Below are 26,248 nucleotides of genomic sequence, written 5' to 3' on the forward strand. Positions count from 1 at the left end.
TGATAATCGAAAGGGGAGAGTCGCAAAGGCTCTCCTTTTTCTGTTCTTGAAATATTGACTTGTTTATTGTACAATAAGACTCAGAATTGTGAGGTGTTAAAAATTAAAATTAATTCAAAATTGATTTTAAAGCTTACTGCATTGTTTGCGGTAATCTGTCTTGCACTTTGTTCGTGTTCAATCAATATCAATGTGAACGGTTCCGATTCGGAAAGCAAAACAACTGTTTCAGAAATCGGAACATTATCGGTTCATTACCTTGATGTCGGACAGGGTGACAGCATATTTATTGAACTGCCGAATCAAAAGTGTATGCTGATTGATGCAGGCGAAAATATGTACGGCAAAAGTATTACCGAATATATCAATAATCTCGGATACACAAATATTGATTATCTCGTTGCAACTCACCCTCATGCCGACCATATCGGTTCAATGGCTTATGTTGTAAAGCATAATAATATCGGCGAAATCTATATGCCTAAGGTTACAACCACAACCAAGACCTATGAGAATCTGCTCACGGCAATTGCAGACAAGGGACTTAAAGTCAAGTCAGCCAAAGCGGGTATGAATATTATTGATGACAACGATTTCAGCATAAATATTCTTGCTCCCGTAACAATTGACGAGGATAATCTGAACAATTGCTCTGTAATTCTAAAAATAACTTATAAAAACGACAGCTTTCTGTTCCTCGGAGATGCCGAAAAGAAAGAGCTTGAAACTGTTACGGCAGATATGAGTGCAGAAGTTCTTAAAGTAGGTCATCACGGAAGCAGAACATCAACAACAAAAGCGTTGCTTGAAAAGGTGAATCCAAAATATGCGGTTATTTCACTCGGCAAGGATAACAGCTACGGACATCCGCACAAAAGCACATTAAAGCTGCTTGATGAATTCGGAGTTGAAACATACAGAACCGATGAAAACGGAACAGTTGTCATTTCAACCGAGGGTTCAGGTGTGACAATCAAAACGGGACAAACTTCAATGAAAAGGGATGAATAAGCTTGAAAAAATTTATTGTTGACAGAATAGAAGGCGACAAGGCTGTTCTTGAGTGTGAAAACGGCGATATGGTGAATCTTGAACTTAAAGCCCTGCCGAAAAATATCAAAGAAGGCGATGTAATCAACTTTCAGGAAAACAGCTATTTTCTGAACAGCGATGAAACAAAAGCCAGAAAAGAAAAAATTAAAAATCTGATGAATTCGCTTTTTGAAGATTAAAAATCATGCAAAAACAAAAATGCTCTGTACCAAAACAAACGATACAGAGCATTTTTATTTGTAATTGTGTAATCAATGTGTGTTGTCTGCTGTAAGTGACCTTCTGAAAATATGTCTGAAAATGAATCGGACAACTGGGCCTGCAAAAAACAACTGCCAGCAAAGTGCCATAGGGAAGTTGAGTGCGGTAGTTTCAAGCCATACCGAAATAATCTCAACACCCGCATTTTTAAAAATAAGAGTGGCAGCAAGGCTCATAAGAGGACACATAAAGATAACCGAAATTGCAGAAATTGCGAGTACAAGGAAGAAAGGATTATCCTTTGCAGGGTTTACAATCTTAAAAGCAAGCTTTTTGGCAATGTGAGCGATAATGAAAAAGTCAAGAATAAATGCAATCGGCCCCATAAAAGAAAGTTCTTTGAAGGCGGAAAGAAAAACTTCGTTTTTCATTTCGCCGATATTAAGAGCTGTGTTGTAGCAAATCATGGCATAAACCATAAAGAACACCATGATAATCGTAAAAATAACTTCCTGAAATTTAGTTTTTGGCATAAAAAATCTCCTTTATAAAAATGATAACTTAGTAAACATATAAGTGTTGTTCGTTATCATTTCCTTAAGGAGAAATGTGCGTTTCCAATTAAACCATTATATATTTCGGAAATTATACTATAATTTTTTTATTTTGTCAACTTCAAAAAATTTTTCATTGCAATTACTCTGTTTAATACATTTTGTGACACTTTTATTACAATTCAGATTCATTTCTCGGTGGATTTTTACTTTGAAATTTGGTATAATACATATGATTGTGATGAAAATTATACTTAAAACTTGCGGTTCTGTTCAGAAAGGGCATTTTTACTATGGGCGCATCAATTTATATTGCGGATGATGAAAAGAACATTCGTGACCTTATTACAAAGTTTCTTGAGAGTGACGGTTACAGCGTTACCGCCTTTGAAACCGGTGACGAGCTTATGGAGGAATTCCTTAAAAAACCGTGTGAACTTGTAATTTTTGATATAATGATGCCCGGAACAGACGGCCTGACAATATGTCGTCAGCTCAGAACGATAACGGATGTTCCTATAATTATGCTGACCGCAAAAGATTCCGAATATGACTATGTAAGGGGAATAACCCTCGGGGGCGATGATTACCTGACAAAGCCGTTCAGACTTACAACCCTTTTAATGAGAGTAAAATCCCTTTTAAGAAGAATGGATATGAACACCAAAAAGGTGACAGGTCAGGAGCTTTCGGATATTAAAATCGGAAATCTTAGATTTTCGGCGCAGGAAAACTGCCTTTATTGCAAAGGCAAGCCTGTTTCTTTGAGCAAAACAGAACTTAAAATGCTTACATATATGTTAAAAGAACCGAAAAAGGCATTTTCAAGAGAAGAAATTCTTGAAGGTGTGTGGGGATTCGATACCGAAGTTGAAACCCGTGTAACAGATGAAACCTTGCGAAGAATACGCAGAAAGTTAAGCCTTGCAGGCAGTAATGTCAGCATAGGCACGATATGGGGCTTTGGTTACAGAATAAGCATTGCGGAGGATAAAAAGTGAAACACATAAAATTCCGTATTTTGATTATTGTATGGTCGTCAATGATTTTACTTTTTTTCGCATTTGCAGGAATTTTAAATATAGTTTTGCCGTCCCACTTCGTAAGTGAGGCAGAAGACGCTCTTGAATACGAAATTGATTATCAGCATTATATTTCTAACAGCAACGGCGAGAGCGAAGATGATTCTTCGGATTATTATGAAGAAGATTCTAATGAAGAATCAACTCTTCAAAAAAAGTTTGAAAGCGGTTATCAGGATTCGTATTTCACCTCGGATATTGACTATATTGATGTAACAGACGCCCTTAATGATAAAAATACCTCCGAGGGCAACAGCCTTGTCGGCTCAAATTCAACTTCATTAAAAAGTACATACGAACTCACCGAATGGGTTAAGAATCACAATATATCCGAAGAACAAATATATACACTTCAAACAGATAACGGCTATTATGTATTTACCGTTTATGAAGAACCGCAGAATTATGATTATTGGGACGATGCAGAATCCGATGCAAACGATTCGCCTGTGTATTTAATGTACATAAATATCGACCATATCGTAAAATATACCCGTTCGCTTAACTGGCTTATTTCAGCAATTTTTCTTTGCGCAATTGTTGTGATGAGCATAATCGGTTACAGACTCGGCGTTAAAATCGAGGAGTCACAGAAAACTCAGCGCAGATTCTTTCAGAATTCTTCTCACGAACTCAAAACCCCTCTTATGGCAATTCAAGGCTATGCCGAGGGCATTGAAATGGATGTTGTAGATCCGCAAAATGCCGCAGGCATAATTATGCAGGAAACCGAGAGAATGACAAGTCTTGTTGAGGAAATTCTTTCAATTTCATAAATCGATTCACGACATTTTAAGCTTGACCTTGTAAAGCTTGACATAAAAGAGGTTCTTTACGATTGTTTTCGGTCACTTGATGCTGTTCAGCAGATGAACGGCATAAGCATTGTGCCTGAATTTCCCGATGAAGAAATCTATGTAAAATGTGATGAAGATCAAATGGCAAGGGCATTCCGAAATATCATAATAAACGGTCTGAAATATTCAAAAAAGAAAATTACTGTTGCCTGCGAAACCAATCAGAAATATGTTTATATCCGATTCAAGGATGACGGTAACGGTATAAACCGTGATGATATTGAACATATCTTCGACAGATTCTACAAAGGCAGTGACGGCGGAACTGGCATCGGTTTGTCGCTTGCAAATGAGATTATACATCTTCACAAGGGCAGTGTAACAGCGTATAACTACCTTGACGGTGCCGTATTTGAAGTGAAACTGCCGATTATTGACTGATTATTTGTGCAAATTGCTGAAAATACAAATAATCGCTTACTTGTGACATTTTTGTGATGCTTTTTGACGAATTTTGTGGTATTATGGTAATGCGTTTGCAATATATAATATTTGGTTAACGAATTTATAATTTGATAATTAATATACAGATATATAATGAGGTGCAGCTATGAACAGCAGTGTGCTGGCTTATCTTGAAAACTCAGCCGAATACTTTCCCGAAAAATGTGCGGTAACTGACGAAAAGGTTTCCTATTCATATTCCGAGCTTGTAAAACTCAGCTCATCTGTCGGAACCGCCCTTTCTGAACTTATCACATCGGGAGATGCAGTAGGCATATATATGGAAAAATGTGCCGATGCGGTAGCGGCATTTTTTGCAACCGTGTACGCAGGCGGATTTTATTCTGTTCTCAACACGGAGCTTCCGCAGAACAGACTTCAGACCACAGTTTCCGTACTCAATCCAAAGGTGATTGTAACTTCTGAAAACTTGCTTGAAACAGCGAAAGAATATTTCTCTGAAAGAAAAATTGTGACCTTTGAAGATTTGGCAAAATCGGAGCCTGATTATGCAAAGCTTGGCGAAATCCGCAGCCATAAAATTGACACAGATCCGCTCTACATCAACTTCACTTCCGGTTCAACAGGCACTCCAAAGGGAATTGTTGTGTGTCACAGAAGTGTAATTGACTTTATTGACCATTTTACCGAAATATTCGGCATTGATAATAACGATGTAATAGCAAATCAAGCACCGTTTGATTTTGATGTGTCCGTCAAGGATATCTATTCGGCTGTTAAAACAGGCGCAACTCTTGTTGTTGTGCCGAGGAGAATGTTCTCCGCTCCTGCCGAACTCATTGATTTCATATGTGACCGCAGGATTACTGTTATGATATGGGCTGTTTCGGCTCTCTGCCTTATCAGCACATTCCATGCGCTTGACTACAGAACTCCCGAAACCGTTAATAAGATTCTTTTCAGCGGTGAGGTTATGCCGCTCAAGGCGCTTAAAAATTTCCGTTCACATCTTCCAAATGCAAAGTATGTCAACCTTTATGGACCGACTGAAATCACCTGTAACTGCACATACCATATTCTCGACAACGACTGCGACTATGCAGACGGTATTCCGATAGGCAAACCGTTCCCTAATGAAGATGTTATTCTTCTTGATGAGAATAATAACAGAATTTCAGAGGTTGGCAAAGTCGGTGAAATCTGCGTGAGAGGTACTGCTCTTGCACTCGGTTACTACTCAAATCCCGAACAGAATGCAAAGGCTTTTGTTCAGAATCCGCTTAATCCGTACTATCCTGAATTAATTTACAGAACAGGTGACCTTGCAAGATACAACGAAAACGGTGAACTTGTTTTCAGCGGAAGAAAGGATTTTCAGATTAAATATATGGGACATCGCATAGAGCTTGAGGAAATCGAGCGTGAGATGTCGGCTGTTGACGGTGTTGAGCAATGCTGTTGTATTTTTGATGAGAAAAAATCAAGGCTCAAGGGTTTTTTCGTAGGCTCAATTGAAAAGGACGAGCTTGCCGCATCAATGTCAAGAGATTTGCCTGCGTTTATGGTTCCGGGCGTTATCCGCAGGGTTGATGAAATGCCGCTAACAAAGAACGGCAAAATTGACCGTAAAAAGCTTGCTGAAATTGCAGGGGGCAGAAGAAAATGAACGAAATATTAAAGCAGAACAAAACTGCATTCTATGTTTTTGATGTAAAAACTCTCAAAGACAGAGTAGCATATCTCAGAAAAATGCTTCCCGAAGATGTTGCAATCTGCTATGCAATCAAGGCGAACACATTTATTACGGCAGAACTTGAAAATGATGTTGACCGCTTTGAAATCTGCTCACCGGGTGAGGCTGAAATCTGCGATTTGCTTGATATTCCCGACAAAATGATGGTGATTTCGGGTGTGTACAAAACTCCAGAAGTTATGGAAAATATGGTTGCAAACGGAAAATGCGACAGAATATTCACCGTAGAGTCACTTACACAGTTTAATCTTTTCAAAGAATTGTCCGAAAAATATAAAAAGAAAATTTCTTTGCTTTTAAGACTTACAAACGGAAGTCAGTTCGGAATTAATTCCGATGAAATCGAAGAAATTATTTCAAAAAGAAACGAATTTGAATATCTCGACATACTCGGTATTCAGTTCTTTTCAGGAACACAGAAAACCTCTCTTAAAAAACTCAAGAGAGAAGTTGACAAACTTGACAATCTTCTTATTCTTCTCAAAGAGAAATATGATTATACCGCAGAAGAGCTTGAATACGGCACAGGATTCCCTGCAGCCTATTTCAAGGAAGATACCATAAATGAGGACGAGCTTATCGGCGGATTTGCACAGCTTTTGAATGAGATGACTTCAAAGCCGAAAATCACGCTTGAGCTCGGACGAAGCATTGCCGCAATCTGCGGTAAATACTACACGCATATCGTTGATAAAAAGTGCAACAAAGGGGAGAACTACCTTCTTGTTGACGGCGGAATGAACCATATTGTGTACTACGGTCAGCATATGGCAATGAAACAGCCGTACCTTTCGGTTTGCGGAAAAGAAACTGAGCCGTGTACCGAATCATGGAATATCTGCGGTTCACTTTGTTCAATGAATGATATAATCGCAAAACAGATTTCTTTGCCTGATATTGAAATCGGTGATGTAATTTGTTTTGAAAACACAGGCGCTTATTGTATGACAGAGGGAATTTCTTTGTTTTTAAGTCGTGACATTCCCTCGGTTTATATAAAGAAGGAGGACGGAACATATCTTTGCGTCCGTGATTCCTTTGAAACATTTAATTTAAACAAACCCAATTACAGAAAGGAAACGAATTAAAATGGATGAACTTATTGAGATTTTAGAGGACATTAAACCGGATGTAGATTACGAAGGCTGCGAAAACCTTATTGACGGTCACTATCTTGACTCTCTTTCAATCATTTCTCTTATTGCTGAGATTGAGGATGCTTTTGATGTGACAGTTCCTGCAGTGGAAGTTGTTCCTGCAAACTTTAATTCAGTAAAGGCAATGTGGAGTATGATTGAAAGACTCCAAGAGGAGGAATAAGATGGATCTTCCATCATTACTGATGGCGGGCAGTCTTGACACGCTGACCTCATATTTTTCGGTAGCGTTTCTTGTCATTTTTCTGCCTGTTTCAGTTGTTGTGTATGCCGTCATTCCGCAAAAAGCAAGAAAGTATTTTCTGCTTATTGCAAGTTTTGCTTTCTTTTGGCTGATAAGCGGTCAGTTGATTGCCTATTTATGCCTGATAATAATGGGCGTCCATTATTTCGGCCTGTGGCTTGACCGTATTCAAACGCAAAAAAGTGCGGCACTAAAGGCTGTGCCTAAGGAGGAGAAAAAGGCTCTTAAAAAGGTTTATCTCCACCGCAGTCGCAGAGTTCTGTTGTTTGCCGCCGTACTTATGATAGGCGGTCTGCTTGTAATCAAATACTCACCGTTTTTTACAACAAATGTAAATTCGCTGTTATTGCTTTTGAATATTCCGATTCAGTTTGATATTCCGAGTTATATAATGCCGATTGGTATTTCATTCTTTACTTTGCAGGCTGTATCGTACCTCTTTGATGTTTACAGAGGACTTATTAAAGCAGATGACAACATATTAAGACTTGCGTTGTTTATGTCTTTCTTTCCGCAGATTGTAGAAGGTCCTATCTGCCGTTACGGTCAGACAGCCAATCAGCTGTGGAATGTAAAGCAAATTGAGTTTGAAAACTTAAAACTCGGTGCAGTCCGTATTCTTTTCGGTCTTATGAAAAAACTCGTAATCGCTGACAGACTTAATCCTATGATTAAGCAGATTTTCAGCCATTACGACGACTATCAGGGCGGAATAATCGCTCTCGGAGCAATTGCCTATACAATTCAGCTCTATTGCGATTTCTCCGGCACAATGGATGCCGTAATGGGTGTTGCTCAGATTTTCGGCGTTACAATGCCCGAAAACTTTGAAAGACCTTTCTTTTCAAAATCAATTTCAGAATTTTGGAAAAGGTGGCATATTACACTCGGCACATGGTTCAAGGATTATATCTTCTATCCCGTCACCATGTCAAAGCCGATGAAAAATCTTACATCTTCCGCACGCAAAAAGCTCGGCAACCACTTTGGTCCGTTGCTTGCGGGAAGCATAGCGTTGTTCTGTGTATGGTTCTGCAATGGACTGTGGCACGGTTCTGCGTGGGGTTACATATTCTTCGGTATGTACCACTTTGTGCTTATTCTGTCGGGCAACATCATTGCCCCTGCGGTTACCGCATTCAATAAAAAGCTTCACATCAATTCCGAATGCTTTGCGTACAAAGTGTTTCAGATAGTTCGTACATGCATACTTGTTGTTATCGGCGAAATGTTTTTCAGAGCAGAAAGACTTACAACAGGTCTTTCAATGTTCGGGAAAATGGTGACCGATTTCAGCTTTTCAAGCCTTAACTATGAGCTTATGAAAAAGCTTAAAATTGATATGCATGATGTTATGATCGTGCTTATTGCGCTTGCATTTATTTTTGTAATCAGCGTTCTCAATGAAAAAGGAATATGTGTGCGTGGTGCAATTGCAAAGAGAAATGTTGTTATAAGATGGGCGGCTGTTTACGCTCTTATTATGTTCATCATAATCTTCGGTGCTTACGGCAAGGGCTATGTTCCTGTTGATCCGATTTATGCGAACTTCTAAGGAGGTCTGATTATGAAGAAAATAATTAAGAGAATTGTCAGCTGTGTCCTGTTTGTTGCAATACTTCTCGGATTACTTCAGGTGTCCTCACTCATATTTCAGCCAAAGTCAAATGACAAGGCGGCGGGCATTCATTATCCGAGAGCAAACGGTATTTTCAGTGAACCTAAAGACAGTATTGACACTGTATTTATCGGTGACAGTGAGGTGTATCATTCGTTCATTCCGCTCTATATCTGGAGGGATTACGGAATTACCTCGTATGATGTTTCTTCTCCTGCTCAAAAGCTTGTGTACTCAATGGAATTTTTGAAAAAAACTTTTGAAAAACAAAGTCCGAAGATTGTGTTCCTTGAAACCAATGCGATTTTCAGAAAATCTTATTTTGAGGATGAAATCACATATAAGGCAGAGCAGATTTTCCCTGTGTTCAGATATCATGACCGTTGGAAGAATCTTCAGCTCAAGGATTTTTCGGCTACAGTTGAATATACTGCGAACGAGAATAACAAAGGTTATTACTTTACTAAAAAGTCTAAGCCTGCGACAGATAAGGCTATCAAGAAATATATGAAGTATTCCGATGTTTCTGCACCGATACTTTCTACCAACAAAAAGTATCTCAAAGAAATTGCGAAATTCTGTAAAAAGCACGGTACAAAACTTGTGCTGATAAGTACCCCAAGCACAAAGAACTGGAACTATCAGCGACATAATGCTATGGAAGCGGTTTCAAAGGATCTCGGTGTTGATTATATCGACACCAATTTGCTCCGTGATGATATCCCGATTGATTGGAAAAAGGATTCAAAGGATAAAGGCGATCACCTTAACTACAAAGGTGCTGTGAAGCTGACAAATTATATCGGAAAGTATCTTGACGATACAAAGCTCTTCAAAGATAAGCGTAACGATCCGTCATACGATAACTGGAATACCTGTCTTGATAAGTTTGAAAAGCAGGTCAAAAAGGGTACAAGTTCGGAAAACTGATTTATTTAGAATCTAAAATCTTTCCCCTGTGTTGCAATCCGATGCAGGGGAAAGGGAAAAGAAATATTAAAAAACTTTTAAAAAAGTATTGACAAAAATTCAGTTTTACCGTATAATCAATACTGCTCACGAAAAAAGTGAGAGATAAATGCGAGTGTGCTGGAATAGGCAGACAGGCACGTTTGAGGGGCGTGTGTTTCACGACGTACGGGTTCAAGTCCCGTCACTCGCACCATAGAAAAGACTTGATACTTTGCGTATCAAGTCTTTTCTATTTTATGCAAGCAAGCGATGACGGGACTTGAGGTAGCCTTGCGACCGCCGCCTGTGGCGGAAAAAGGGAGCAAAGCGCTGTCTGAAATAAGGAGCATAAGGAAGTGCATCCATGCACAACGCAATGCGACTATATTTCAGACGGGGAGAGAGTAACCGTAAAAACAAAAGTGGATAGAAGAAAACAACTGTTTTTAGGGAGAGCGTTGATGAAAGTATGATGATGAACAAGCCACATTGGCGAGGTTGTAAGTTTGACATATAGCAATCACCGTCACTCGCAGTTATCATTACAACAAATTGTAATAGGGAATATGACGGGACTTGTTTTTTTACCACATAATTTTTTTGTAGTCAGTAAGGGCGTTTATCGAACGCCCACAGGTAAAGTAACATATCTACAGCACCATACCTTGACAAGCAAAATCCGTTGTGATAATATCGTTTTGGCAACGGGAGTCCGTTAAACATATTTAATTTGGAGATATGAATTTATGGAAAAAGCAGTTTTATTTGACCTTGACGGCACATTGTGGCACACTTGTGATGTGATTTTGCCTGTGTGGAACGATATACTTAAAAAACATAAAGAAACAACAAAGCAAATTACACTTGAAGAAATGAACAGTTATATGGGAAAGACGGTTGAACAGATTGCGTCAATAATGTTGCCTGAGCTTCCGCTTGAAAATTCGGTCGCAATTGTAAAGGAGTGTTGTGCGGAACAGATTCCGTCACTTCGTAAAACGGGCGGTCATTTGTATTATAATCTTGAAAGTACACTTGAAATTCTTTCAAAGAATTATTTTCTCGGCATAATCAGCAATTGTCAATGCGGATATATAGAGGCATTTTTGTTTGCTCATAAGCTTGAAAAATATTTCTCCGATTTTGAAATGTCAGGCAGAACAAATCTGACAAAGGGAGAGAATATAAAGCTTGTTATGGAGCGTAACGGCATTGATAAGGCTGTGTATCTCGGCGATACAATCGGTGATCAGCTTGCCGCCAAAGATGCAGAAATACCGTTCGTGTTTGCATCATACGGATTCGGCACAACGGAAAATCCCGAATATACAATCAGTTCGTTCGATGAATTGCCAAAAGTTGCAGATAAAATTCTCGGCTGATTGCCAAACAATAGGATGATGTCGGGATACAGCCTATCCCGATGTCATTCTTGTAAAAGCATAAAGTTTCAGTTTTTATGCGTTTTTTGCAGATAGAGAAAAAATTATGTAAGAAAATTGAAAAAACTTTCAAATATGTGTTGACAAGTTAAATACCTTATGATATAATCTTGATTGTTGAGTTAAGAAACCGACAAAAATCTAATAAATGCGAGTGTGCTGGAATAGGCAGACAGGCACGTTTGAGGGGCGTGTGTTTCACGACGTACGGGTTCAAGTCCCGTCACTCGCACCATTAAAAGAGGATTGATGCTTTAGTATCAATCCTCTTTTAATTTGTACCAGCAAGCGATGACGGGACTTGAAGGCGACCGTTAAGAAAACAGTCCGGTGGACTGTTTTTAGGGAGAGCGTTGATGACACTTTGACGATGAACAAGCCGCATTGGCGAGGACGGAAGTTTGATATATAGCAATCACCGTCACTCGCAAGTTACCGTTATCAATTTGTATTAGTGAATATGACGGGGAGAGAGTAACCGTAAAAATAAAAGTGGATAGAAGAAATCAACTGTTTTTAGGGAGAGCGTTGATGAAAGTATGACGATGAACAAGCCGCATTGGCGAGGACGGAAGTTTGACATATAGCAATCACCGTCACTCGCAAGTTACCGTTATATCAATTTGTATTAGTGAATATGACGGGGAGAGAGTAACCGTAAAAATAAAAGTGGATAGAAGAAAACAACTGCTTTTAGGGAGAGCGTTGATGAAAGTATGACGATGAACAAGCCGCATTGGCGAGGACGGAAGTATGACATATAGCAATTTTTCTATTTCAACAGGTAAAACCGCTGAAACACTTGTCGGACACAAACAAACACGGCTCAATGTTTTGGCAACCCGAAAAAATAAAAATACGGAACAGAAATCTGCTCCGTAAAAATTATTTAAAGAATATCCAACCTTCAACCTTGTCGCCGTCAACCATAAAAGCTTTTTCTGCAATTTCCGCAAGTGGCGAATCACTGTAACTGTCCGAATAAAAATTGTCAATTTTTCCGTCAGGAAAAGCCTCATAAAATCGCTTTACCTTTTCCTTGCCGTGACAGTTTACACCCGAATATTTTCCGCTGTGCATATCTACCTTTGATGCCATAAGGTTTTTTATTTTGAGCCTTTTGCAAACGGGTTTCAGCAAAAATTCGGGTGACGCCGAAATAATTACATCATCATCTTTCTTTTGTTCAAGGTAAAACGGTTTTATATTTCCTATGTATTCCTTCCAGAAATCATTTACATCCTTTTCAGTATCGCAATAGGTAAGAAATCTGTACATTTTTTCTTTAAAATCAGTTTTTGTACCTTTTTTGAATACATAGAATTTTAAAAATGCTCCCAAAAGCGATGGGGCAAGAGTGAGTATTTTTTTATGTCTTTTAAGGCAGAATAAATAGAAGTCGGCTGTTGAGTCCCCGTAGTAAATCGTTTTGTCAAAATCGTAAACATTCATAATATGCAAATTCCTTTTTAGTTTTGCAAATAATTTTTGATATTCAATTCTTAATAGAAGAGAACATCTGCACTATGATTATAATATGAGAAGAAAATTTTTGCAACATTTCCCGTTAACAAGCTCATTTTGGCTGATTATCCAAAGAATATACTGTTATTCTGTTGCTTTTAACTCTGTTTTGTTGTACAATATACTATGTATTATTGTATAAAGGAGAAAATCCGTGTTTGGTTATTTGCAGATTCAAAAGAGCGAACTGCTTGTTCGTGAATCCGAGGCTTATAAGGCTGTGTATTGCGGTCTTTGCAGGCAAATGGGTAAGGATTACTCCGTGTTTACAAGATTTACGCTAAGCTATGACTGCACATTTTATGCAATGCTTTTAATGTCGCTTAACCGTTCATGCAAAGGCTTTAAAAACGGCAGATGCACCTGTAATCCTCTTAAAAAATGCAAGTTTGCAACAGATTCGGGTGACGCATACAGAAAGGCTGCCGCATTTTCAATGATATCGGTTTATTATAAAATCATTGATGATATTCAGGACAGCGGATTTTTTAAAAAGCTGTTGTGCAGAATCATAAAGCCTTTCTTTTCTCATCAGAGGAAAAAGGCGGCAGATAAGTATCCCGATATGGACAAAGCAGTTTCTGATATGATGAAGATGCAGTATGACGCTGAACATTCGGAAAAGCCGTCTGTAGATATGTCGGCTCATCCAACGGCATTAATGCTCGCTGCTGTATTGTCGGCTGAGGCTCATGATGAAATTCAAAAAAGAGTTCTCTATGAATTCGGCTATCATATCGGCAGGTGGATTTATCTTGTCGATGCCGCAGATGATATAGAAAAAGATATCAAATCAAACGGATTTAATCCGTTTGTAAACAAGAAAACAGGTGAGGTAAAATCATCGGATTTTATAAAAGCGGTGCTGAATCAGTCACTTGCAAGGGCATATGATGCCTACAATCTTTTGAACTTTACCGATTTTAAGGGAATTTTAGATAATATGATGCTTTTGGGATTCCCTGCATCACAAAACAGAGTAACAAGCAAACTTGATACGGAGGTCAATAATGAATAATCCTTATGAGGTTCTCGGTGTGTCTGAAACAGCTACCGATGAAGAAGTAAAAGCAGCGTACAGAAACCTTGCTAAAAAATATCATCCCGATAACTACACCGACAGTCCTCTTGCGGATGTTGCAGAGCAGAAAATGAAGGAGATTAATGAGGCATACGATATGATTAATCAGATGCGTCAGAAGGGCAAGGGTACAGGCTCAACAGGCAGTTCGTCCTATAACGCAAATTCTTCAAGCTCACAGTTCTACAATGTAAGAATTTACATTCAGAGAGGACTTCTTGATCAGGCTGATCAGATTCTTGAAAACACAGCACAGTCGATGAGAACCGCCGAATGGCATTATCTCAAGGGCATGATTGCATACCGCAGAGGTTGGTCTGAACAGGCTTTTTCATATTTCACAACTGCGTGCAATATGGACCCCAACAACACGGAATACAGAGCCGCTCTTAACAATATGCAGAACCAGAGAGCATACAACTACGGCGGTTATACTCAAACAAATCCTAACGCAACAGGTTCATCCTTCTGCGATATTTGTGCAGGAATGATGTGTGCAAACTGCTTGTGTGATTGTTGCAGAATGGGATGTTAATATGAGGAAAAACGGTATTAAAAAGGGGACAATGCGTATTGCGGTTTGCGGAATTATTGCGGCGCTCTCACTCGTTTTTATGATGATGACATCTCTCGTTCCAATCGGAACATACGCTTTGCCCTGTCTTGCAGGAATTCTCATTTCCTGCATAGTTGTTGAATACGGTTATGGATGGGCAATCGGTGTGTTTTGTGTAACTGCCGTGCTTTCAACGCTCCTTGCCGGCGATAAAGAGGCTGTTATATATTTCATTGCACTTTTCGGCTATTATCCGATTTTAAAGGGTGCTTTTGAATTTAAAATCAAAAACAGGGCAGTTCAATACATACTCAAGTTTGCGGTATTTAATGTTGCCGCCATCGGTTCGTTCTTTGTCGCAACATGGTTGTTGTCAATTCCGACAGATGAATTTACCGTTTTCGGTTTTTATGTTCCGTGGGCATTTTTGATTGCCGGAAATATTTTCTTTTTGCTCTATGATTATGCAATTACCGTCTTTGTTATGCAGTATGTTCGCAGATTAAGAGGAAAAATATTCGGTAATTTTCACAAGTAATTATAATTCAAAGAAGTTTTGAGAAGGTGGACCTAAATGAAAAAGCAAAAATTGTTTGTCCGCATAGTCTGCATAGTCCTTGTGGTTCTTATGGCAGTATCGGTAGGTGCTGTTGCAATAACTGCATTTTCGGCTAATGCGGCTCAATCAACCGAGGAGGTTTCCGCAAGCGTATCAGCAGGCGCATCAGGCTATATAAATGCGTCGTATGTAAATCTGAGAAGCGGTGCAGGCACGAATTATTCGGTTATAACCTGTATGGCAAAGAACACAAAATTTACTTTTGTTGACGGAAAGCTCTATAACTCAAAGTGGTACAAAATCAAGCTTAAATCAAATTCAAAGACAGGCTATGTTACAAAGGAATATGTTGCCGTAAGTTCTTCGGCAACGGCATCAAGCGTAACAGGCTATGTTTCTGATGATTATGTAAATCTCAGAAGCGGAGCAGGCACAAATTATTCTGTTGTTGGTTGCCTGAGAAAGAACACTAAGCTTACTTTTGTAAGCACTTCACTCTACAACTCCGCCTGGTATAAGGTTAAGGTTACTTCAACTGCTAAAACAGGTTACATAAAAAAAGACTATGTAAAAATTAACAGTTCAACCCAACCTGCAACAAAGGCAACACAACCTACAACAAAGGCAACCAAACCTGTAACTCAGCCGACTGCGTCAGCGTCAACCGTAAGCGGTTATATAACAGACGATTATGTAAATCTCAGAAGCGGTGCCGGTACAAGATATTCTGTCGTTGAGTGTATGCGATTGAATACAAAGGTTACTTTTGTAAGCACAAAGCTTTATAACAATGATTGGTATAATATTAAGCTTACATCAAATTCAAAAACAGGCTATGTAAAGAAAGACTATGTTAAGATGAACGGTCAGACACAGCCTACAACGACTCGGCCTACAACCACAAAACCGTCAACAGGTTCATCTGTTAAACTTTCCGTATCAAGCAAATCAATTTTCACAGGCAACAGATTTGCAATTACTGCAACAGCGTCCGGAAGTGTTTCATGGTCAAGCTCAAATACAGGCGTTGCAACCGTTGACTCTCGTGGTATTGTAACAGCCAAGAAAGCAGGCTCTGCAACAATTACTGCGAAAAGCGGTTCGCATTCTGCAACCTGCAAAATTACCGTAAAATCCGGCTCATCTGTAAATATATCCAACAGCAATGTAAATCTTCCGTGGCAGAAGTCAATGCTTTTGAAATCAAGAACAAGCGGTGTCACATGGTCAAGTTCAAATACAAAGATCGCAACAGTTAAGAACGGTGTAGTTGACACGGTAGGCAAGGGCTATGTAACAATCACAGCCTCAACATCATACGGTGCGGCAACCTGTCTCATTCATGTTATGCCGAGGGAAAGCGTGCGTTTCTGCTATGCGTCACCAAACTCCGCTCCGCTTAATTCAAATGTAAGCTTTAAGGCTATTACCGACACAGGCAGGGTAGGCGTGTATTTTGTAGTTACAAACGGCTCAACCTCTTATAAGGTAACCGCAACAAGCAAGGTTAAAGACGGTAACTCCTATATCTGGACAGGTACACAAAAGCTTTCAAAATCAGGCAAATGGTCTGTTAAGGCATATTCTAAATTTAAAACCGAATCAAAGTATTACACCACGGCAGGCGGCGGTGAGGGCGAGGTGTTTGTAACCTCAACAACCAATAAAACCACCACAGCTTGTGCCGAGCGCAGAGCGAGTGACGAGGTAATCAAGCTTATTGCAAACTATGAGGGATTTCTCTCAAAAGTCACAGCAGACAGCATTACAACCGATCCTACACTCGGTTACGGCAAGGTTGTAATTTCAGGCGAACAGTTCTACAACAACATAACTTCAAATCAGGCATATGCTTATCTTTGCCAGACCGTGAACAAGGGCGGATATACCACTACAACAAATGCCTACCTTGTAAATAACGGTATAAAGTTCAATCAGCAACAGTTTGACGCACTTGTGTGCTTTGCATACAATGTAGGCAGCGGTGTGTTCTACAATGATTCCGAACTTCAGTCTGTTCTCTTGAACACAGGTTCAAGCGGTACTATCAAAGCAGGCGCTTCGGGTACGGTTACAGGTTCAGATGTAAACCTCAGAAGAGGTGCAGGAACTAACTACTCCGTTGTTACCCGTATGAACTACGGAACAAAACTTAAATTTGTTGACGGCAAGCGTTATAACACAAACTGGTATAAAGTTAAGCTTTCAAACGGCACAACAGGATATATCCACAAGGACTATGTTTCTGCTTCGGGCGGTTCAAGAGATTTGAATAATGTCAATAAGCAGAACCTCATTGATGCACTTTTGCAGTACCACCATGCGGCAGGTTCTTGCTATTGGGGACTTTTGTACAGAAGAGTTGACGAGGCGGAAACATTCCTCTACGGCGATTATGACCGTGACGGTCAGCACAATTATCACAAATTCCATTTCTCATGTTACTCAAACCCGAGTTTCGGTATCTGATATTAATTTTTGCAAAGAAGGTCTTAAAATGAAAAAGATAGGTTTCATAGGCGCAGGCAATATGGCAACAGCCATTATAAAAGGTCTTATGGCACAAAACGACGGCAAGGCTGATTTTATCAATGTTTTTGATGTAAGCGAAGAAAAGTGTGCCGCTATGAAAAATATGGGTGCAAATGTAATGACATCTGCCGATGAAATTGCAAAGAACAGCTCAATTGTTGTTCTTGCAGTCAAGCCACAGAATTATCCCGAAGTTCTTGAGTCCCTCAAAAACAGCATTACAACAGCCAAAACCGTAGTATCAATTGCCGCAGGCATATCTATTGCATATGTAAGAAAAGGTCTTGAGTGTGACTGCCCTGTTGTAAGGGTTATGCCTAATACGCCTCTCTTGCTCAAAAAGGGTGCAACAGCCCTTTGTCCGTCTGAGAATATCAGCGATGATGACAAAACTATCGTTTACAATATGTTTGCAGGCAGCGGTGTTTGCGAATATATTGACGAAAGCCATATGAATGAAATAATTGCGGTAAACGGCAGCAGCCCTGCTTATATTTATCTTTTTGCAAAGGCTATGGCTGATTACGCAAAGAATTGCGGAATCGACTATGACAAGGCCATGAACCTTGTCTGTGCAACTCTTGAGGGTTCGGCAGCAATGCTCCGTGACAGCGGTGAGCCTGTTGAAACACTCATAGACAGGGTTTGCTCAAAGGGAGGCACAACAATTGCCGCTATGGATAAGCTTAAAGAACATGGCTTCTATGAGGCTGTTCTTGACGGCATGGACGCTTGTACAAAGAGGGCAGAGGAGCTTGGCAAATAATTTTGCCTTAACATAAAATGAATACATTCCTCATATATTTTAACGGACAACCAATGAGAGGAATGTATTTTATGAAAAGCATTGTATTTTCTTTTAAAAAGCGTTATCTTTTTCGCAGATCAAAGGGAATTTCACCGTCTGATGTCAGATTTTTTATAAGGCGATATTCCGTGGTGCTTATCTTTGTTTCGGCTTTTCTTACCGGACTTGTTTTCGGTTCAATTTATGCATCCAAAGCCGATAAGCAAATGCTTGATTCCCTTGATTTTCTGTTTACTACAAATCTTGATGCAAGGCTCGGTCAGAATGCCGTCAGCACATTTTGCGCCTGCTTTGCATCTGATTTTATATTTCTCACAGTTGTATTCCTCTTGGGACTTGCACCGTGGGGAATACCGTTTTTGCAGTTTGTTTCAGCATTTAAAGGCTTTGGAACAGGACTTACTGCGGCATATCTTATTATTACATATTCACTTAAAGGAGCAGGTTTTTATCTGCTTGTTGTGTTGCCGGGAACATTTTTGTTCTGTTTGGCACTCGTAAAGCTGTCGGCATATGCTTTTGAAATTTCAAAACAGATGTTTTTCAGCTTAATCGGTCATTCTCATCAAACAAATTCTTTGAAAAATGAGGTGATTGATTTTTGTTCCCAATCTGTTTCGGCACTCATAATGACCTTTTGTTCAACTTTGCTGGATACGGCTTTGTGGTGCTTGTTTTCGGGAGCGTTCAATTTTTAATTTTGGAGGGCGCTATGGCATCGGAAAAGAACGCTGTAGCATTGACAGGATTTTTCTCGTCATTGTTTCACAATTTACCACGACTTTTGCTAACGAATGTGCTTTTTGCATTGCCGTTTGCCGTAATATTCGGAATTTTCTTTTTGATTAATACACTTACGGGTATTAATTCAATGTTTATATATTTTCTTACGATAATTCCGCTTTTTCCGTTTTATGCCGGCGTAACTCAGGTTACTTCCCATATGGTAAGGGGAGAGGAAAATGTTGATGTTTTCTCAAATTTCATCGGCGGAATAAAGGAAAATCTGCTCAGATTTCTCATACACGGCGTTGTGATGTATGCCGCTGTTTTTATCAGCTACTACTCAATTGTTCTTTATCTCGGACTCGGTTCAAAGAACGGAATGTTTTATGTTCCGCTTGTTATTTGTATTTTAATTGCAATTTTCTTTCTGTTTATGTTCTTCTATGTTCCGCCTATGACGGTTACTTTTGATATCAAGATGAAGGATATTTACAAAAACAGCGCACTTATGACAATCGGTGAGCTTAAACACAATCTGTTTGCAGTTTTCGGAATTTTTATTTTATTCCTTGTTTGCGCAACGGTGCTTATGTGCAGTTTTACTCCGGTACTGCTCATCATTTTCACAATTGTTCTTGCATTGTTCATTGTTCCGTCAATTTTATCTTTTATAATCAATTCTGCAGTTTATAAGAATATGTATTCAATGATTGTTGACAAGGATTCAAAGAGCAAAACAATTGATAAGAAAATGGAGAACAGACGCAAAGGTCAGTTCCGTGATGATGAAGAGCCTGTCGTAGAAGATTATTCGGATCTTGAAATTGATGAATCGGCTGACGGTGATGAATTTATTTTCTATAACGGAAAAATGATGAAAAGAAGTTATCTTTTAAAGCTTAAAAAAGAGGCTGAAGAAAGGAAGAACGCAAAATGAGCGGTAAACACGCAGTTAAAAGTTCAAAAAAATCATTGATAATAATTATTTGTGTTGTTGTACTTGTTGCAGTAATTGCAGGTGCGGTTATCCTGTTTATGAATCTTTCGGGTAAAAATAATAATTCGGCAACAACAGTACCGACTGTGGCTGCTTCAACAACCATCGGTAATACAAACTTAACACAGAATGTTTCCGACTCTGTATCCGAAACCACACAGCCTGCAACCAAATCGGGTGAAGCTTCACAAGAGCCGACAGAACAGGGATACACAGCCGAAACATCTTCAAATGACAGTGAAATTGTTGTTCCGACAATCAGCGGAGAGAAGCAAAAGCCAAAATTCAGTGCAACTCTTATTCCGTACTATGCAAAAGATGAAAATTCTTCTGAAGAATATTCTTTGAGAGATCTTTTCGGCTCTGCTTATTCAGGCGGCGGATTTACTTTTAATGAGGACGGAACATTCATTGACGGAATCACAAGTGCCTCGGCAAATTCAGGTGCGTACATAGTTGAGGGCGACTCCGTTGTAATAACATATTCCAACGATAAAAATGTTATTGCTGCCGTAACCAAATGGAACGGTGATGTTCCTGCTGAAATTACCGTAAACTACGGCGGAATTATTGTATCCTTTAAGTAAAATATCGGTGATTAAATGAGTAAGAAATCTGTTAAAAAGCCTGACTATGCAAAATTTGAGGCTAACAGGGCTGTAAAAAAGAAGAATAAGAAAAAGAAAACAACAGCAATTGTTTCATCGGTTATTGCCGCCTGCGTATTTATCATTGCGGCAATCGTTGCCGTTAATGTGCTTTCACCGTCAGTAACCGCCGAGCTTACCTCATCTGCATGGGTTCCCGAAGGTGCTAAGAATGCGAGTGGTGATGAGGTTGAAATGAGTGAGGTTTACAACACAAATTACAGCGCTTATCAGGGTTCTATGTCATTTTCCGATGATGGCACTTTTACTTTATGGCTTTCGCCGGGAAGTCCGGATGACGGAACTCACAGCGGAAAATATACCGTGTCAGCTTCGGACAAGGTCAATTTGTCATTTGATGACGGAACAAATACTTCCGCCATACTCACACAAAAGAACGGTAAAATTTCGGCTGTTGTGCTTAAATATAACGACTATGAAATAACATTTGTAAAACAGTGAATACTTAAAAAACAAAAGATATACGGTAAAATTTTCTGCCGTATATCTTTTTCATTTTTCTATATTCCGTCAAACAGACTTAGCTGTTCGGTTTTGCTTTCAAACTTATGCAAATACGAAAACACATTTTCGACTCCGAACATAATTCCGTGATTTCTGCAAACTTCTGAAATCCTGTTCATCAGAACATTATTGTTACTGCTTGTAAGCTGATATGAATTTCCGTATGTATAAATGTATCGTTCCTTCATATTCGGAAAGTGTTTGTCAAGCCGGCTGTAAAAATATTCTCTGTCACCGTCACGCAGAGTAAGACCTATGCCAAAGCATATTATTCCACTAACCTTTGCGTCAATGCAATACTTTAAAAGTCCGTCGATATTTTCTTTTGTATCATTTATAAACGGTAAAAACGGAGAAAACCACACAACACTCGGAATACCGTTTTCGTGAAATGCCTTGAGCGTTTCAAATCTTTCTTTAGTAACGGAAACATTCGGTTCAATTATTCTGCAAAGGCTTTCGTCTGCCGTTGTAAGCGTCATCTGTAATACAGCCTTGCTTTTATCGTTTATTTTCGTAAACAGGTCAATATCCCTCATAACAGATGCCGACTTTGTATGTACGGTTACACCGAATCCGTAGCGGTTGATTATTTCAAGACATCTTCGTGTCAGTTTCAGTTCTTTTTCAAGAGGAATGTACGGATCGCTCATCGCACCCGTACCAATCATACATTTTCTGCGTTTCCTTTTTAAAGCGTTTTCAAGCAATTCCGGGGCATTTTCTTTCACCTCAATATCTTCAAATCGGTGATTCATCTGATAGCATTTACTGCGTGCGTCACAATAAATGCATCCGTGTTGACATCCTCTGTAAATGTTCATGCCGTTTGCGGCAGATAAAATTCCCTTTGCTTTGACCTTATGCATATAATCCTCCGCTTATTGTTTGGCATCGACAAACCACCTGTTTTCCTCCAAAAACAGGTATCGTTCTTTGCCGAGAATATGGCAGGTGTAGCGTATTCCCGCACCGCCTGCTTTGAGAGATGCCGCATACCGCACATCGGAAATTTTGTCAATGCGGTATCTCCTTCCGTCATCCCACACAATATATTCGGGGATAAGATCTCCGTCACAATCAAATGTGGCAGTAACTTTAACATACTTTTTCATAGCTTGTTACCTCCATTAAAATCAGAGAAACATCTTTAATTTTTCGCCTAAGATGCATCGTTATCATAAATATCCGACAGGATGAATTGTATGATCCTCCTTTGGGTTAAAATCCGAAAGCTCCTTGTCATCAAGCAAAACGGCAGGGCGAACAGCATAATTGCCGAATCGCTTTTTTAATCTGTCAAGTGTTTTGTCAAGCTGTTCGTTCTGAATAAGTCGCTTTTCATCACGCAAAAGGCTCATCTGGTGCGGCTGATCATCGTGAATAAAATCCGTAACGCTTACCCCGATACTTCTCAGCGGTTTTTCCATTTTATAGCTTTTTTTGAAAAGCTCAATAGCCGCATTTGTTATATCCTTTGTAAGATTTGTGTGGATTTCTGTTGTGTGCTGTCGGTTGAATGACATCAGCTCGTTGTCACGAATCGTAATGCAAACAGTTTTTGCCATAAATCCCTGTTCACGCATTCTTCTGCAAACGCTGTCACACAAAACGAATATAACCTGTTTTACATCGTTAAAGGTTACCATATCTTTCGGCGTTGTGGTTGAGTTACCGATTGACTTTACCTCGCTGTTTTCGTTCATATGGGCAACAGGGGAAGAGTCGTATCCGTTTGCAAAGCCGTAAATTAGGTCGCCCCATTTTCCAAGATATGACCGCAACAGTGTAACATCTGCGGTTGCGATATCTCCAATCGTATAAATGCCGATAGATTCAAGCTTTCTGCCCGTTGCTCTGCCAACATACAAAAGGTCTTTTGCAGGACAGTTCCACACAATATCTCTGTAATTTTCCCGTGTGATTTCGGTTATAGCGTCAGGCTTTTTATAGTCACTTCCGAATTTGGCAAAAATTTTATTAAAGCTGACTCCGATGCTTACGGTTATTCCGAGCTCCTGCTTTATACGGCGATTAATTTCGAGTGCAATCTCTTTGCCGCTCATATTCTTATTGTCGGTAACATCAAGCCATGCCTCGTCAAGTCCGAACGGCTCGATTTTGTCGGTGTATTCACTGTAAATTCTCCTCGCCATTTTTGAAAATCGCTTGTACAAATCAAAGTGGGGAGGAACGGTTATGAGGTCGGGACATTTCTGCTTTGCCTGCCAGATTGCCTCGCCTGTTTTTATATTATACTTCTTTGCAATCTCATTTTTAGCAAGAATAATTCCGTGCCGATTTTCCGCATCACCGCTCACGGCAACAGGTTTGTTCCTGATTTCGGGATGATGCAAACACTCAACGCTCGCATAAAATCCGTTACAGTCGCTGTGAAGAATAACCCTGTCTTTTCTATATTTGCTTTTGTCAATGGCACAATTAATATTCACAACGCATCGCCTCGAACATTTGTTTTTATTTAATTATAGAACAAGTGTTCTATAAAGTCAAGCGTAATTTTGTCGTGTATATTAAAAGTAATGATACCAATGATATTAAAAATATTTCTAAAATACGATTTTTCTTTTAAAAAAACATTGACATATACTTATATAGGTGATAAACTGGTACTAAGGTAGAATGGTTGTATTTAAAAATAGTTAATCAGGGACACAAATATAAATATTATAAAGGAGAAGAGTATGAAGAAAAAAATTAGAATAATTTCGTTGGTTTCATTATTGTTGTTGTCGATTTTTTCCACTCAAAGTGTATTGGCATCAGAGTCTGTAGATGATGAAAACGATAATGGTGGCTATGTTGCAGATGATACGGAACGTTTGGAAGTACCATTTGAACATGACGGGTATTCGTTGACTACGAAATATGACCCGAGAGAAAGTAATCATTTAACAGATATAAGAAATCAAAGCAATGTCGGCATTTGTTGGATGTATGCCGCTGCTTCCACAGAAGAACAATTTATTGCAACACGGTACGGTAGAAAATTTGATGTTTCTGAATTGCATGGTGCAGTTGCTTTATCTGACTGTATTAAAAAAGTAAATAAAAGTCAAATTGAACCGGGTTATTATGAAACTGGCCCTAATAGAAGTTCTACAACTGCAGTAGCTGCACAGTACATAACAAATTGGAATACTCCGATTTTCTATAACGATGTCCATAAGTGGTGCTCAAATATCAGCGAGGCAGAATATCCTTTATCTATTATGCAAACCTTTTATAATAAACACCATAACTGGATTGAAATAAAGGATGACGGAGATGCATTTACAGATTCAAAATCATTATTTAATCTCACGGGGTTTAGATATATTTCCAAAGATATGGATAATATTAAGTATGCTATTCAGAATTATGGTGCTGTTGGTGCGGGTATATTTTATAAGCCCAATATGGTGAAAAATGTAAATGGAAATGAACAAACTCTTAATAATTTGTCTGATGCTTATTTGAATCATGCTATAAGTATTGTTGGGTGGGATGATGATTTTTCAAAAGATAATTTTAGAAATGGTTATAAACCTAAAAGTAACGGTGCATGGTTGGTGAAGAATAGTTGGGGATATCAAGACATAAGAAGTGGATATATGTGGATTTCCTATGAGGATGCTACATTGAACGCAAAAAACAATCCGTTTGCAGTGACAACAGGAGTCCAACCTGCAGACGAAAGCGAATATATGCTCTCTTATGATTATTTACCAATAACAAACATGGTTAAACCAGAATATATTTTCAAAGATAGAGTGTTTTTGGCAAATGTATATGATGTGTCATCTTTTACTGATACTTATGATTGCATAAACAAAGTGATGCTATATTTAAAAGCTATTGATTGCACATACAACATAAGAATAATTCCGCTACAAGATAATTCTGTTCCGACTAATGTGAACGATTACCAAGTATTATCATCAGGCACTTACAGCGGTGAGGGTTATTTTACTGTAACATTAAGTAAACCTTTTGAATTTTCTTCTGGAGATAAATGTGCTGTAATTGTTGAAATAATACCTAATGGTAGTAATTCTAAAATTTATATTCCTTATGAGGGTAGTTATAATGCCGCAAGAGGTATTTCAAGTGGAGAAAGCTACTATTGCTTTGATAGCGGAAGTAATTTGAAGTGGCAGGATGCAGCAGCAAATGATGTTTACGGAAATTTTTGTATTAGACCTGTGTTGAAAGATACAGATAGCAAAGATTATTCTGTGTCTATTTTTCCTAATGCCGTAACTAATACAGATGAAGATGTTGCAGTTTCGTATGTATCTGATTATGAATTGTTCAATATATCTAACTCTGATAATAGAGTGTTGTATCAAGATACTGATTATGAAATTAACGATTGTACTGTCACGTTAAAAAAAGAATATTTAACTTCGCTTAACGGTAGATATCAGGAATTATATTTTAGATTTAATAATAATATAGTAAAAACCGTTGTGATAAATCCAAAATCCAAAATCAGCAAGGTTAGTATTGATGGAGTACCAATAGTTGGAAAAACTTTAAATGCAACTTGTATTGGCAATCCTATAAAAGATTCATATAATGTGAGTTATCAGTGGCAATCGTCAGTCAATGGTAATAATTGGTATGATATAAGCGGTGCTGTAAAATCAAGCTATGAAGTGACCGATAATGATTTTGGACGATATATCAGGGTGAAGATAACAGCCAAAAAATATGGAAATGTTGTTTATCCAACTACGGTATATTCAGAACCAACATCAATAAAAGCTGTCATATTAGGAGATGTTGATTTAAATGGCAGTATAACTATTACGGATGCTACCATGATACAAAAGTACATAGTCAATCTGATAACATTTAGCGAAGAACAAAAAGTAGCCGCTGATGTCGATATGGACGGTAACATTAATACAAATGATGCTACTGAGTTGCAGAAAAGGATATTTAATGTTTCTTAAAAAGTTACAAATAAT

The 26,248-nt window shown here is 38.7% G+C and carries 27 protein-coding genes and 2 tRNA genes; 23 read left to right on the top strand and 6 right to left on the bottom strand.

The genetic code is table 11. The features are described from left to right. Positions 1–93 precede the first annotated feature (93 nt). Together WMO31_RS01865 and WMO31_RS01870 are read left to right on the top strand one after the other, a co-directional pair. Positions 94–1,011: a ComEC/Rec2 family competence protein gene (locus WMO31_RS01865; protein ID WP_181315139.1), complete on the top strand. Its 918-nt coding sequence runs from the start codon at positions 94–96 to the stop codon at positions 1,009–1,011. A 2-nt stretch (positions 1,012–1,013) separates the two neighbouring features. Beyond that, entirely contained in the window at positions 1,014–1,232 is a 219-nt protein-coding gene (locus WMO31_RS01870) for a DUF3006 domain-containing protein (protein ID WP_021883312.1), read from the top strand. 72 nt (positions 1,233–1,304) lie between these two features. Here the strand turns inward: WMO31_RS01870 and WMO31_RS01875 are convergent, their stop codons facing one another. Further along, positions 1,305–1,787: a DUF2798 domain-containing protein gene (locus WMO31_RS01875; RefSeq protein ID WP_303689040.1), complete on the bottom strand. Its 483-nt coding sequence runs from the start codon at positions 1,785–1,787 to the stop codon at positions 1,305–1,307. Between the two features lie 314 nt (positions 1,788–2,101). On the opposite strand from WMO31_RS01875, the gene WMO31_RS01880 reads away from it, so the two are divergent. The 9 genes from WMO31_RS01880 (at position 2,102) to WMO31_RS01920 (ending at position 10,089) form a co-directional block, all read left to right on the top strand. Beyond that, the gene (locus tag WMO31_RS01880) at positions 2,102–2,809 is read left to right on the top strand and encodes a response regulator transcription factor (RefSeq protein ID WP_367999110.1); all 708 of its coding nucleotides are present in this window, start codon (positions 2,102–2,104) and stop codon (positions 2,807–2,809) included. Then, the gene (locus tag WMO31_RS01885; protein WP_367999111.1) at positions 2,806–3,666 is read left to right on the top strand and encodes a histidine kinase dimerization/phospho-acceptor domain-containing protein; all 861 of its coding nucleotides are present in this window, start codon (positions 2,806–2,808) and stop codon (positions 3,664–3,666) included. Before WMO31_RS01880 ends, WMO31_RS01885 begins: the two co-directional genes overlap by 4 nt. A 93-nt stretch (positions 3,667–3,759) precedes the next feature. Beyond that, positions 3,760–4,128, top strand: coding sequence for a sensor histidine kinase (locus WMO31_RS01890; RefSeq protein ID WP_367999112.1), 369 nt, complete (start codon positions 3,760–3,762; stop codon positions 4,126–4,128). A gap of 169 nt (positions 4,129–4,297) precedes the next feature. Then, positions 4,298–5,818, top strand: coding sequence for an amino acid adenylation domain-containing protein (locus tag WMO31_RS01895; RefSeq protein WP_303830193.1), 1,521 nt, complete (start codon positions 4,298–4,300; stop codon positions 5,816–5,818). Next, a complete protein-coding gene (locus WMO31_RS01900) occupies positions 5,815–6,993 on the top strand; it encodes a diaminopimelate decarboxylase family protein (protein ID WP_303830192.1) in 1,179 nt (392 codons plus the stop codon). The genes WMO31_RS01895 and WMO31_RS01900 overlap by 4 nt, the downstream gene beginning before the upstream one ends. Before the next feature lies 1 nt (position 6,994). Continuing rightward, positions 6,995–7,225 (top strand): phosphopantetheine-binding protein, encoded by a 231-nt coding sequence (locus WMO31_RS01905; RefSeq protein ID WP_015523676.1) that lies wholly within the window; start codon positions 6,995–6,997, stop codon positions 7,223–7,225. A gap of 1 nt (position 7,226) precedes the next feature. Further along, positions 7,227–8,861, top strand: a complete 1,635-nt coding sequence (locus WMO31_RS01910; protein WP_303666808.1) for an MBOAT family O-acyltransferase — start codon at positions 7,227–7,229, stop codon at positions 8,859–8,861. Positions 8,862–8,873: 12 nt separating this feature from the next. Next, on the top strand, positions 8,874–9,854 hold the full coding sequence (locus WMO31_RS01915) for a hypothetical protein (RefSeq protein ID WP_195230781.1): 981 nt from the start codon (positions 8,874–8,876) through the stop codon (positions 9,852–9,854). A gap of 150 nt (positions 9,855–10,004) precedes the next feature. Beyond that, positions 10,005–10,089, top strand: a tRNA-Leu gene (locus tag WMO31_RS01920). 41 nt (positions 10,090–10,130) lie between these two features. Here WMO31_RS01920 and WMO31_RS01925 read toward each other — a convergent pair. Then, positions 10,131–10,388 (bottom strand): hypothetical protein, encoded by a 258-nt coding sequence (locus WMO31_RS01925; RefSeq protein WP_195230780.1) that lies wholly within the window; start codon positions 10,386–10,388, stop codon positions 10,131–10,133. Between the two features lie 233 nt (positions 10,389–10,621). On the opposite strand from WMO31_RS01925, the gene WMO31_RS01930 reads away from it, so the two are divergent. After that, positions 10,622–11,257 (top strand): HAD family hydrolase, encoded by a 636-nt coding sequence (locus WMO31_RS01930; protein ID WP_195230778.1) that lies wholly within the window; start codon positions 10,622–10,624, stop codon positions 11,255–11,257. Positions 11,258–11,467: 210 nt separating this feature from the next. After that, a tRNA-Leu gene (locus WMO31_RS01935) sits at positions 11,468–11,552 on the top strand. Positions 11,553–12,202: 650 nt separating this feature from the next. Here the strand turns inward: WMO31_RS01935 and WMO31_RS01940 are convergent. Next, on the bottom strand, positions 12,203–12,769 hold the full coding sequence (locus tag WMO31_RS01940; RefSeq protein ID WP_015523679.1) for an HAD-IB family phosphatase: 567 nt from the start codon (positions 12,767–12,769) through the stop codon (positions 12,203–12,205). A gap of 226 nt (positions 12,770–12,995) precedes the next feature. Between WMO31_RS01940 and WMO31_RS01945 the strand changes: the two genes are divergently transcribed. From WMO31_RS01945 to WMO31_RS01985, 9 genes are all read left to right on the top strand, one after another. Continuing rightward, positions 12,996–13,859 (top strand): DUF5685 family protein, encoded by an 864-nt coding sequence (locus WMO31_RS01945; RefSeq protein WP_367999113.1) that lies wholly within the window; start codon positions 12,996–12,998, stop codon positions 13,857–13,859. Next, positions 13,852–14,457: a J domain-containing protein gene (locus WMO31_RS01950; protein ID WP_117520044.1), complete on the top strand. Its 606-nt coding sequence runs from the start codon at positions 13,852–13,854 to the stop codon at positions 14,455–14,457. The genes WMO31_RS01945 and WMO31_RS01950 overlap by 8 nt, the downstream gene beginning before the upstream one ends. Position 14,458: 1 nt before the next feature. Further along, positions 14,459–15,016, top strand: coding sequence for a hypothetical protein (locus WMO31_RS01955; RefSeq protein ID WP_117950359.1), 558 nt, complete (start codon positions 14,459–14,461; stop codon positions 15,014–15,016). A 36-nt stretch (positions 15,017–15,052) separates the two neighbouring features. After that, positions 15,053–17,506, top strand: a complete 2,454-nt coding sequence (locus WMO31_RS01960) for an SH3 domain-containing protein (RefSeq protein ID WP_367999114.1) — start codon at positions 15,053–15,055, stop codon at positions 17,504–17,506. A 28-nt stretch (positions 17,507–17,534) separates the two neighbouring features. Then, positions 17,535–18,335: a pyrroline-5-carboxylate reductase gene (gene proC / locus WMO31_RS01965; RefSeq protein WP_015523683.1), complete on the top strand. Its 801-nt coding sequence runs from the start codon at positions 17,535–17,537 to the stop codon at positions 18,333–18,335. A 71-nt stretch (positions 18,336–18,406) separates the two neighbouring features. Next, the gene (locus tag WMO31_RS01970) at positions 18,407–19,075 is read left to right on the top strand and encodes a stage II sporulation protein M (RefSeq protein ID WP_367999115.1); all 669 of its coding nucleotides are present in this window, start codon (positions 18,407–18,409) and stop codon (positions 19,073–19,075) included. Positions 19,076–19,089: 14 nt separating this feature from the next. Continuing rightward, positions 19,090–20,040, top strand: coding sequence for a DUF624 domain-containing protein (locus tag WMO31_RS01975; RefSeq protein ID WP_303665030.1), 951 nt, complete (start codon positions 19,090–19,092; stop codon positions 20,038–20,040). Continuing rightward, positions 20,037–20,687: a hypothetical protein gene (locus WMO31_RS01980; RefSeq protein ID WP_303932382.1), complete on the top strand. Its 651-nt coding sequence runs from the start codon at positions 20,037–20,039 to the stop codon at positions 20,685–20,687. The genes WMO31_RS01975 and WMO31_RS01980 overlap by 4 nt, the downstream gene beginning before the upstream one ends. 15 nt (positions 20,688–20,702) lie before the next feature. Next, positions 20,703–21,209, top strand: a complete 507-nt coding sequence (locus tag WMO31_RS01985) for a lipocalin family protein (RefSeq protein ID WP_303932381.1) — start codon at positions 20,703–20,705, stop codon at positions 21,207–21,209. A gap of 59 nt (positions 21,210–21,268) precedes the next feature. Here WMO31_RS01985 and WMO31_RS01990 read toward each other — a convergent pair whose 3' ends face one another. The 3 genes from WMO31_RS01990 to dinB all read right to left on the bottom strand — a co-directional run bounded on the left by WMO31_RS01990 (position 21,269) and on the right by dinB (position 23,725). Continuing rightward, positions 21,269–22,141, bottom strand: coding sequence for an SPL family radical SAM protein (locus WMO31_RS01990; protein WP_367999116.1), 873 nt, complete (start codon positions 22,139–22,141; stop codon positions 21,269–21,271). A 12-nt stretch (positions 22,142–22,153) separates the two neighbouring features. Beyond that, positions 22,154–22,387 carry a hypothetical protein gene (locus WMO31_RS01995; protein WP_015523689.1) on the bottom strand — a complete coding sequence of 78 codons (234 nt, stop codon included), beginning with the start codon at positions 22,385–22,387 and terminating at the stop codon, positions 22,154–22,156. Positions 22,388–22,450: 63 nt separating this feature from the next. Continuing rightward, entirely contained in the window at positions 22,451–23,725 is a 1,275-nt protein-coding gene (gene dinB, locus WMO31_RS02000) for a DNA polymerase IV (protein ID WP_367999117.1), read from the bottom strand. A gap of 252 nt (positions 23,726–23,977) precedes the next feature. Here dinB and WMO31_RS02005 point away from each other — a divergent pair, with 252 nt between their 5' ends. Then, positions 23,978–26,233 carry a lectin like domain-containing protein gene (locus tag WMO31_RS02005; protein WP_117950371.1) on the top strand — a complete coding sequence of 752 codons (2,256 nt, stop codon included), beginning with the start codon at positions 23,978–23,980 and terminating at the stop codon, positions 26,231–26,233. Positions 26,234–26,248: the final 15 nt, after the last annotated feature.

Source organism: Ruminococcoides intestinale, assembly GCF_040095935.1.
GTDB classification, from domain to species: Bacteria; Bacillota; Clostridia; order Oscillospirales; family Acutalibacteraceae; genus Ruminococcoides; species Ruminococcoides intestinale.